Origin of the sequence: Legionella tunisiensis (genome assembly GCF_000308315.1) — a bacterium.
Classification (GTDB): domain Bacteria; phylum Pseudomonadota; class Gammaproteobacteria; order Legionellales; family Legionellaceae; genus Tatlockia; species Tatlockia tunisiensis.
Window position 1 is genome coordinate 1 of sequence record NZ_CALJ01000144.1, and the last position, 8,869, is coordinate 8,869.

The following is an 8,869-nucleotide window of genomic DNA, read 5'->3' on the forward strand; positions in this document are numbered from 1 at the left end:
AGATGCTTAATCGAGGTTATGTCATGACCGATTGCCGTGACAGACGAAATTTTATTACGCACAATGGTAAAACATACCCTGTAGATTTTGGACAAATTTATCACTCAACTGATAAATATTACGGCATGAATAAAGGCGTTCATGAAAAACAAATTGAGAGACTTACCTCAGAAGTTAAAAGTGCATCAGAAAAGCTCGAATTTTCAGAAGAATTTAAATCTCTGAAAAGACATATCGAAGAGTTAAGGCTATACAAAGAGAAAAATTAACTGCTACTGATTCCCTCACTCAGGATAAGGTTAAGAAAATCGATGGCTTTATTATCGATACTGAACGTCGCATCGAGGCTTTTAAAGGCGGCCAAGAAGATGCATTTTCTGATTATATAGAGACGAATAAAGATGCTATAAAAGTTCTTAATGAGAATAGGGTGACAGGAGCAATTTGGAAATCAATACTTCTCGTTTTATGTACCGGTATCGTTCCTGGTCTTCTCGGCGGAATCGCTCAAGCAATAGTAACCAAAGGTAATTCATTTCTATTTTTTAATAACCAGCCACGCTCAGGGCAGATGGCTGCCGATGTTCAGAAAGATGTAGTTGCTCTTACTGCGTAATCGTTAATTACCCTCACAAACAGCGTGGTGAGGGTAGCCAAATCAACTTTCAATCGGTCGTTAATTTGAAATAAGTAGTTTCTAAATACGCCATGATGATTTCAGCAGGACCTCAACCGGAATGCACATAGCAAATTAATACTTATTTGAATTAGAATTCCTCAGCTATTACACTTAGCATCTAACGAGGCGGGTGTAGTTCAATGGTAGAACTTCAGCTTCCCAAGCTGATAGCGTGGGTTCGATTCCCATCACCCGCTCCAATTCTGAGATTCTCCACCTAATTAACGTATTCTATCTAAACGACAAAACCATGGACGGATTAGATATTTCAAGCGTCATTTCTTTACTGGGTTTTGTATCTATGCTTGCCGAGAATAAAAAATCAATATGGGCTAGCGTAGTACAGTAATTAATTGTATTATGCAATTTTTTAACATATGGGTGTAAAATGTATTTTAAGAAAGAAGGTGTATTTGAAAAAAGCTCATAACATAAAGACGGCTCACTATCGAGAGAGCGGCGTCAGAATAAATTCTTCAGCTAGTTTTTTCCACCCTTTTAAATCGTTGTCTGATGTTAGAACTCAGTTAAGATCACCTGTTGTCGCTCCAATAGTTGATTTGACAATGGCAGCATCATCTTCACTGGGAGCCTGTCGTCAGCTTCTTGAAACAGCTGTTAATATAGCGTTTCTCGATGTAGCTAATATCCAAAAAAGTGTGCCAGCATTTTTTACTAATGTTTGCTATGTTGCGTACTTTGCAGTGTCTAGTCTAACCGATACATTATGGGACTTGGCTGCGTTAGCGTTGCGTACAATATCAACAGGTGTTGTTGCAGTGGCAGCGGTAGCGGGAGCAGTTGTCGATGTAGGTTGTACAGTGTTGGATGCTTGTATGCCTAAAAGTGTAACTTTATAAGAATTTTCATTATTGAAGATAAGCTGTCCGTAATATCTCCATCGAAAATGGAAATATTGCGGACTCTCTCTTAAAAATTTGATGCTCAGTCAAATTAGTGATAAATAGCAAGTTGTTCTCTTATTAGTTTTTCGCTATGAATAAAAATTCAACTCCAGTTGTTAGGTTCGCTGTTTTCGAAGATGCTGAAGCGATTGCTACCAATCATATCCGTTCCTGGCAGGAAATGTACAAAGAGTTTGTTCCTGAATCTATTTTGCAGAATTTATCGATCCAGGAGCGCACCCAGCAATGGCAAGACCTGATAACACAAGGTGTAAAGGTATTAGTTCTTGAAATTGATCATAAAATGGTTGGGTTTGCGAGTATCTGTAAATTCCGTGATGTAACACCCGATCCATTAAAGGGTGAGATCAGCGCTATTTATTTACATCCAGATTATTGGCGCCAGGGATTAGGTACTCAATTATGTAAAATGGCTTTGTCTGAGTTATCAAAATTGGGTTTTAAATGGGTCTATCTCTGGGTCTTGTCTGACAATACGCAAGCACGACGCTTTTATGAGTCGTTCGGATTTATAGTGACTGATTACACGAGAATAGAGGAATTTTATGAGGGTGGTGCGCTGCTGGAAGAAGTACTTTATAAAAAACACTTTTGTCATAACGAAAATGCTGGGTTATCAATAATTCCGTCGATATGAAAATTAAACTTCTTGCAAAGGTTCTTTAGCAGTGTTTGTATACTAAAATCAATATGGTAAATTTGAGACCTACATGATATATTATGATACAAATTTTCACTGAGTGAGTAATATGAAATTAACCTATGCTATCAAAGCTGCTTTCGAGAGGGTTTTAGGTCAACAACCCATTGAGATTAAAGATAATAAAGATAGTCCGTTTTTTGAGATAGAATTTAAAGACGACATTGATAAACAGGCTCTGGAAAAAGAATTTAAAGTTCTAAAGGAACATTACAAGATTGATCGCACTATCTTATCCATAAATAAAAACGCTGTAGAGCAATTTAATAAAATCATTGCTCAGGAAGATGCAAATAGAATCAAGGAATTAAACCACAAAAAATATGAACTGGTATTGAGTCATTATTTTGGTAAAGTTGAAATAACTGAGAAAGATTCCTTGCTCCATATCAAATTTGAAAATGCCCTTAGTAAAGAAAAGGCACTGAGTTCATTAACAATCGATGGCAAGCAGGATAATCAAAATCTTCTAGTTATTGGTCCAGCTGATCTCAACGATTTTAGTCGTCAAATTGATGAGTTACTTGTAGCGCTTGCTGAAAACCATGTGGACGTTTTGGATGAGGCGAAGCATCATAATTATTCTCCCAATATGTTTCGCTAAGATGAGGGTTAATATCGTCTAACCGCTTCAACTAGCTGCATAATCTCGTCATCACTAAAAAAATCTGCCAAAGGGAGAGGAATTTTATTTTTAAGAATGTCGCTAAACATCAGGAAGTGTTTTTCGAAGAAAATAGCTTCTAGGTAGTTAACGATTTTGTTTTTGAACAGGTTATTGGGATATTTATTCTTTTTAAATGTTTTGAGATCAATAATTTTTCATGTTTGCTATCGTCTTGATCTATAGCACTGGTTTGTTTACTGATTAGATGGTTGTATAGGGCCTCTACTTTTTTAATAGCAACGGTATCCATCTTTAAATATTGAGTGATGGTTTTAAGAAAAATAATTCTTTATACTCAGGAGTTTGTTTGCAAATGTACTCTTGGGACCATTGAACATTTAGTGTAGACGAGGCTGCTTCTAATAGAAATCCAGCACACCATTCGGGTACATCGCGTTTGGTTTGATTCTCATTGCGCCAGATTAGTTCCAAACTTTTAGCCAAGGCAAACGTGAGATCATTGACCAAGGTTTCTGTGTTGGCTTGAAGTAAATAGTTAGGATATTGCTGTTTGGCATGCGATACCCAGCGATTAAATAAAAAGGGAGCAGCCCTTTTTATCTTAAAGACCATTGTTGATTCAAGAACTGTTTTAAAATAAATAGAATTTTTGTCTATTTCTACATCCTCTTTTCACTACCATCCAGCTAAAGGCGTAGCCTGTTACCACAAACTTACGGCTACCTAACTGACTTCTTTAGCCATAATCGTCAAGACAATCGGTGTTATGATTATAACCCAGGCAACTACGCTTCTATAAATGTTTATTTCACCATGCTTAATAGTAAATTGTTCCGTTTTATCCCAGCTTGTGATTCTTCGTTTGCTTAAGCCACTATGGGCTGAAATGAGCGTAAAGGCATGGAGAAGGGTAGGTCTTTGCCATAAAACGTATCCATGGTCTTACAGCGCCATACTCAGCCTCTTCTTTAGCTTCTGATGATTGTGATTGGTCCCTAATCAACGTAGACATTATGAAGTTGCCCCACATCTTTCGGCATGCTTAATATCCTTATTCAAATTATCAGAAGGCTTCCCTTGGTATGTTAATCATAAATAAGAGAGAGAGCTACCATATCTATTATTTATTTCATAAACTTTGCTTGAAAAAACTGGATTAAGAGACTTCGATGACAAGTTTAAATGAACCTATTATCCTGCGGGGCGATTACTGTACTTTAAGACCGTTATGCCATGAACATCATGATGATTTAGTAGACGCAGTAAAAGATGGGGAGTTGTGGAAACTCTGGTTTACCTTTGTGCCGGAGCCCCAGAAAATAAAGGAAAATATTGATCTGCGCTTAAAAATGCAAGCTGATGGGACGATGTTGCCATTTGCTGTTATAAATAATCAAACGCAAAAAGCAATTGGGATGACAACTTACTTAAATATTGACCGGGTTAATAATCGTTTGGAAATAGGGGGAACCTGGTATAGCAAAACTGTTCAACGTACAGGTCTTAATACCGAGTGTAAACTGCTCATGTTACGCCATGCTTTTGAATCGCTACATTGCATTGCTGTCGAGTTTCGTACGCATGCTCTCAATCGCCAAAGTCAACGCGGTATCGAGCGTTTGGGAGCCAAGCTGGATGGTATTTTGCGTAATCACGTGGTGATGCCTAATGGTACTTTACGAGATACCTATGTTTACAGCATCATTGCAAGTGAATGGCCTACTGTGAAAGCACATTTGGAATTTTTAAAATATCAACGTTATGTCATGGATTGTTAAAAGGAAGCATTTTGACATTTAAGCACTATCAAAAGAACGATAATAACGCACTGGAAGCGCTGCAGGAGCCAACTTTAAAGCAATTATCTTCGATTAAGCATGCTTTTTTACGCGACATGGAGGAGTGAGCGAGGGGCGATATTCGTCTCTTAACTGTGCTTATGGCAGTGATGATGAGCCAAGGAGAATAGAGGAAAATAGGAGAAGAATCACCTCATTTTTTGGATATCCTTTAACCTCATTAATAACCGTAAAAAATATTCATGGTGATAAGGCCGTGATTGTTGATCAACATTGGTCAGAGAATGAGACCGTTGAAGCGGATGCAATGGTAACGAAGCAGAAAAATATCCTCTTAGGTTCAGATAGTGCGGATTGCCCTATTGTTTTATTTGCTGATGAGCACGCAGGTGTCATTGGTCTTGCTCACGCTGGATGGCGGGGTGCCAAAGCGGGGGTATTAGAGTCAACTATCCATAAAATGCAAGAATTAGGCGCTGCGCCCAATAATGTTGTGGCTGCTATCAGTCCCTGTATTGCTCAGACTTCCTATGAAGTCAGTCATGATTTTTACCAGGGATTTATTAGTGATAATCCGTACAATGCACGCTATTTCAAAAAGGCTAAGAAATTAAATCATTTCATGTTTGATTTACCAGGCTTTGTTGATGGATGTCTGATTAACTTGCGTTTAAAATCGATTGGACATATTGGAATTGATACCTATACCGATAAACGATTCTTTAGCTGCAGGCGCGCCTACCATGCTGGCGAGGATGATTTTGGTGGGAATTTTTCCTGTATCTTATTGAGATAAAAAATGATGAAAACTGACTTGAAATTAACGCTACTGAGTGCAGGGGTTGACTTTTATAGTGTATAACCGGACAAAGAGAAAGACGATTTTACAGCCGTTGTGATCCACGCGGTCCCGTTCTCAGTTCCTCAATTTTGTTATCAATTAATTTATCGACTGCGATTCTGTTTTGTGTTTGAAATTTATAATGTACGGGTGGTTCCTGAAAAAATTGAGGCTGCTTTTTATCCGCAACTGCTAAATCGGGTATAAACATATCTCTAATCTCATTCGCTGATTTAAATTTAGAAATATGTACATAGAGATCGCAATCAGACACTGTTTTTCCTGTGGTATTGCTGTAGTCAATGTAGCGCTCACATAATGCATTCTCTAAATATTTTTTCCTTCGCTTGTTCTTCAGAGTTCCCAGCAAAAGTGAATTGCACCAAATCGTTTAAAAGGTTGATGTGGATCATGAACACTCCAATTAACCATATTGGTTAATTATAGGTCATGAAGAAATAAAAAATGCTTTCTCTTATGGTTATTGAGTTTGTACAGAAGTTGTTTTCAACGTTTTTATAAAAGACGTCGTCGTTTTTCCACTTCTTCACCCCTTTCTACTTTATTATCAGTAGCAAAGCGAGAGTATCCTGTAGTGGTAGAATAGGTTTTAAAAGGACGCCTTAGTTCCTTTATCTCTTGTTCAGCGCCTCTAAAAATAAACTGTAAGGGTTGCTATCATAAAACAAGGAACTTTCTGAACTACTTGTAGCATCCAGTGTTGATGCGCTATTGGATAGATGTGCTGTACTATCATCAGTAACAGGCTCTTGAGAGGGAAGCTCCTCAGTCAATAGTGCGTTTACCCAAAGTTCGATGTCACTGTGCTCTGAATCGAGGTCATCTGTTATGGTTGGTTCTGAAGTAGAACAATCTGTTGTACTTGAGGTTGAAGCAAAACCATTTGTGGCGGTGTGTGCCGTAGAATCATCCGAAATCGCTGACTCATCCAGCTCAGCCAATAGTGATTTTACCCAATATTCGGCATTACTTAGATCTAGCAAAGTAGAATAATCTGTTGTAGTGGATGTTGAAGCAGGACTATCTATTACGCTCGCTACGGTAGAATCCCCAACAATTGCTGGTTCATCCAACAGGTTAGACAAAGAAAAAGAAAACTATCTAGCCAGGCTTGATATTGCTGCTGCATTTCTTTACTCATCGTTATCCCTAACGCTGCAAGCGCTCTGACTCGTTTCTGTAAATGCATTATCATGCGAGGGTTTGCTATTGTTTCTTCTAAAATAGTCTGTCCAGGTATGGCTGTACTAAGATGACGCAATACACGTTTTCGATAAGGTATTTCCAGATAGGCTGGCGGAAAGACGGAGAGATCAACAGACTCGCCAAATGGAGAAAATAAATGGATCACCTCATTATGAAACAACCTATCTACAGCTTTATAGGTTGCATCTGCCTGAGTTAATGAAGTAAAAATATGTTTTTTAATAGGAGCAATGGTATGAGAAGTGATTAACTGACTCATATAAAGAGGAACCGTTAAACCGCATACCTGTAATTGCGTTATCAAACCCATTAAATTTCTTTCAGCAACTTTCTCTCGGTGATCCAGACAAATATCTATAAGGGTGATAAAGGATTCACCTTCAGCAGTGATTATCTTTAATGCACTCTCAAATTGGTGGGCATCCTCAGTCAATATCTCTGTATCCCTCAAAACGACTGTGGGAGAGTAAATGGTCCCATATTCATCTCCTCGCAAAGGCAAGGAGTTGCCAGTTTTGTCGATGTAATGGAAATCAGTTGTGGAGTAATGTTTTTTGCAAAATGATTGATGATGGGTTTTTCAGTGGCAGATCTTGCTGATTGAACGTATAAAGCGCAGTTATGGACACTGTTATCTGGCCAATAAACGGGGATGGTTGCTAATAGAAGATGGATATTGGGCGGAAGTTGAGACGCAATGCCATCTACTCTTTTAATGAGTAATTTATATTCATCCAGGCTTAAAGGACTATCTTTGGTGTAAAGGCTAAATTCATTCAAACTTAAGCGAGTTACTAAACTATCTTCTGTTGTATCGTTTAGTTTACTATGGGCTGTATTTGCTGCGGCAGCAAGATTTTCTATATGAGCAGCCATGCGAGCGATTCGATCGTCGGTACTGGAACTTGCTTCTTGAATATGCCAAGCCGCTCCTCTCTTCTCTTTTGCTGCTGATTGTAGGATTTCTCCATTATTATTTATTGCAATTATTTCTTGTATTTGAATAGATTTACCCATCAAAATGCTCTAAATAAAAATGAATTGCTCTATTATACATCAATTTTGTTAAGCAAAAATTAAATTGAATCAACTGGTGTGAGTAAGATAGTTAATGATTAGTTGCCCATCAATCGCTTTTTCTATAGCATTGCTCACCTTTAGTGTCTTGATTTACCCGCTTTATTTGCATAAAAACATCTATTCATCATTTAGTTGTATCCTTTGAAAGAGGATAGGTTCATTTGAACTTTGATCATTTCACTCTGTTTGAAAAAATCTGCTTATTCTTTTAATATTTTCTTAAGCTTGACATGCTATAGTGTCTCTAATATTGGTTAAAAGTAGGTTATAAATAGCATGCCTAACATTAGAGTAATTACTGGTACTTTCGCAAGCGTACTGAATAGAGAGCTCTTCTATGGATTGGACAAGAAAGGGCATCTAGGTATGATGGCAGATTCCCCTGAGCCTTCTGGACAGATTCTAAAAGATCTGGGTCGTCAGACTTTTGTTCCATCAAATGGTCGCACTTATGATGACTATCTGGCTACCTGGTTATCTCCAAATGTGTCTAGAGCCTATAGTCAAGGGCTTATATCGTCGCAATTCTATTACATGATCCTTGGACAACTTGTAACGCGCGCAATGGGTATGGACAGTCAGGAAGAATTTGACCAACTTGCTAATAAGGACCCGCTTAAACGATTCCTCATCGATATAGTAAAAGACCTGGACACGCGGGTTGACTATATGGTAAGCGTCAACAAAGGCATAAATTTTGGTTTTTATGATGATGATGGGGTGCCTTGTGGTGTATGTATTCATTATTCAATAGATTCCCAATTTTGGACTGCATCCATCATACGAAACACCACTGCTGAGCCAGAAGACAGAGAGGTAATGATCATAAGTCCTGAAGATATCGTTAAAGCTCAATCTGGTGATCAGTTGGTTTCTTCTGCAAACGCAGTAAATTCATTTTTCAAATTTTTGAACTCCAAACAAATTCAAAAGGACTAAATGATGCTTTTAAAAGATGGGGGTTTAATTTAGCAAAATTGGAAAGCTAA

General features: G+C 38.0%; 13 protein-coding genes and 1 tRNA gene. 9 read left to right on the top strand and 5 right to left on the bottom strand.

From position 1 onward, the window contains the following. From BN58_RS23745 to BN58_RS09315, 6 genes are all read left to right on the top strand, one after another. Window positions 1–269 (top strand): hypothetical protein (locus tag BN58_RS23745; protein ID WP_040916368.1); only part of this gene is annotated, 269 nt, incomplete at its 5' end. 161 nt (window positions 270–430) lie between these two features. Then, window positions 431–616 (top strand): hypothetical protein, encoded by a 186-nt coding sequence (locus BN58_RS09295; protein ID WP_019216578.1) that lies wholly within the window; start codon window positions 431–433, stop codon window positions 614–616. Window positions 617–805: 189 nt separating this feature from the next. Next, window positions 806–879 (top strand) — tRNA-Gly (locus BN58_RS09300). A 366-nt stretch (window positions 880–1,245) separates the two neighbouring features. Beyond that, entirely contained in the window at window positions 1,246–1,539 is a 294-nt protein-coding gene (locus BN58_RS09305) for a hypothetical protein (RefSeq protein WP_232220486.1), read from the top strand. Window positions 1,540–1,675: 136 nt separating this feature from the next. Continuing rightward, window positions 1,676–2,242 (top strand): GNAT family N-acetyltransferase, encoded by a 567-nt coding sequence (locus BN58_RS09310; protein WP_019216580.1) that lies wholly within the window; start codon window positions 1,676–1,678, stop codon window positions 2,240–2,242. Window positions 2,243–2,354: 112 nt separating this feature from the next. Beyond that, a complete protein-coding gene (locus BN58_RS09315) occupies window positions 2,355–2,909 on the top strand; it encodes a hypothetical protein (protein WP_019216581.1) in 555 nt (184 codons plus the stop codon). Between the two features lie 315 nt (window positions 2,910–3,224). Here BN58_RS09315 and BN58_RS09320 read toward each other — a convergent pair whose 3' ends face one another. Beyond that, window positions 3,225–3,545 carry a hypothetical protein gene (locus BN58_RS09320; protein WP_019216582.1) on the bottom strand — a complete coding sequence of 107 codons (321 nt, stop codon included), beginning with the start codon at window positions 3,543–3,545 and terminating at the stop codon, window positions 3,225–3,227. Window positions 3,546–4,102: 557 nt separating this feature from the next. Here BN58_RS09320 and BN58_RS09325 point away from each other — a divergent pair. Together BN58_RS09325 and pgeF are read left to right on the top strand one after the other, a co-directional pair. Further along, window positions 4,103–4,711 carry a GNAT family N-acetyltransferase gene (locus BN58_RS09325; RefSeq protein WP_019216583.1) on the top strand — a complete coding sequence of 203 codons (609 nt, stop codon included), beginning with the start codon at window positions 4,103–4,105 and terminating at the stop codon, window positions 4,709–4,711. 124 nt (window positions 4,712–4,835) lie between these two features. Further along, complete coding sequence (gene pgeF / locus BN58_RS23750) at window positions 4,836–5,528, top strand: peptidoglycan editing factor PgeF (RefSeq protein WP_019216585.1); 693 nt, start codon at window positions 4,836–4,838, stop codon at window positions 5,526–5,528. An 88-nt stretch (window positions 5,529–5,616) separates the two neighbouring features. On the opposite strand, the gene BN58_RS09335 is transcribed toward pgeF, so the two are convergent. From BN58_RS09335 to BN58_RS09350, 4 genes are all read right to left on the bottom strand, one after another. Further along, window positions 5,617–5,847, bottom strand: a complete 231-nt coding sequence (locus tag BN58_RS09335; protein WP_019216586.1) for a hypothetical protein — start codon at window positions 5,845–5,847, stop codon at window positions 5,617–5,619. Window positions 5,848–6,205: 358 nt separating this feature from the next. Further along, on the bottom strand, window positions 6,206–6,679 hold the full coding sequence (locus tag BN58_RS09340; protein WP_156812452.1) for a hypothetical protein: 474 nt from the start codon (window positions 6,677–6,679) through the stop codon (window positions 6,206–6,208). Beyond that, window positions 6,631–7,233, bottom strand: a complete 603-nt coding sequence (locus BN58_RS09345) for a hypothetical protein (RefSeq protein WP_156812453.1) — start codon at window positions 7,231–7,233, stop codon at window positions 6,631–6,633. Before BN58_RS09345 ends, BN58_RS09340 begins: the two co-directional genes overlap by 49 nt. A gap of 14 nt (window positions 7,234–7,247) precedes the next feature. Continuing rightward, window positions 7,248–7,817, bottom strand: coding sequence for a hypothetical protein (locus tag BN58_RS09350; protein WP_019216589.1), 570 nt, complete (start codon window positions 7,815–7,817; stop codon window positions 7,248–7,250). Window positions 7,818–8,156: 339 nt separating this feature from the next. Between BN58_RS09350 and BN58_RS09355 the strand changes: the two genes are divergently transcribed. After that, window positions 8,157–8,819, top strand: coding sequence for a hypothetical protein (locus BN58_RS09355; protein ID WP_019216590.1), 663 nt, complete (start codon window positions 8,157–8,159; stop codon window positions 8,817–8,819). The last annotated feature ends 50 nt before the right edge of the window (window positions 8,820–8,869 follow it).

Bases quoted from the DNA above. Each gene is read 5' to 3' on its own strand.
- BN58_RS09315 (WP_019216581.1), top strand. From the start codon at position 2,355: ATGAAATTAACCTATGCTATCAAAGCTGCTTTCGAGAGGGTTTTAGGT.
- BN58_RS09350 (WP_019216589.1), bottom strand. From the start codon at position 7,817: ATGGGTAAATCTATTCAAATACAAGAAATAATTGCAATAAATAATAAT.
- BN58_RS09325 (WP_019216583.1), top strand. From the start codon at position 4,103: ATGACAAGTTTAAATGAACCTATTATCCTGCGGGGCGATTACTGTACT.
- BN58_RS09355 (WP_019216590.1), top strand. From the start codon at position 8,157: ATGCCTAACATTAGAGTAATTACTGGTACTTTCGCAAGCGTACTGAAT.
- BN58_RS09305 (WP_232220486.1), top strand. From the start codon at position 1,246: ATGGCAGCATCATCTTCACTGGGAGCCTGTCGTCAGCTTCTTGAAACA.
- BN58_RS09320 (WP_019216582.1), bottom strand. From the start codon at position 3,545: ATGGTCTTTAAGATAAAAAGGGCTGCTCCCTTTTTATTTAATCGCTGG.
- BN58_RS09310 (WP_019216580.1), top strand. From the start codon at position 1,676: ATGAATAAAAATTCAACTCCAGTTGTTAGGTTCGCTGTTTTCGAAGAT.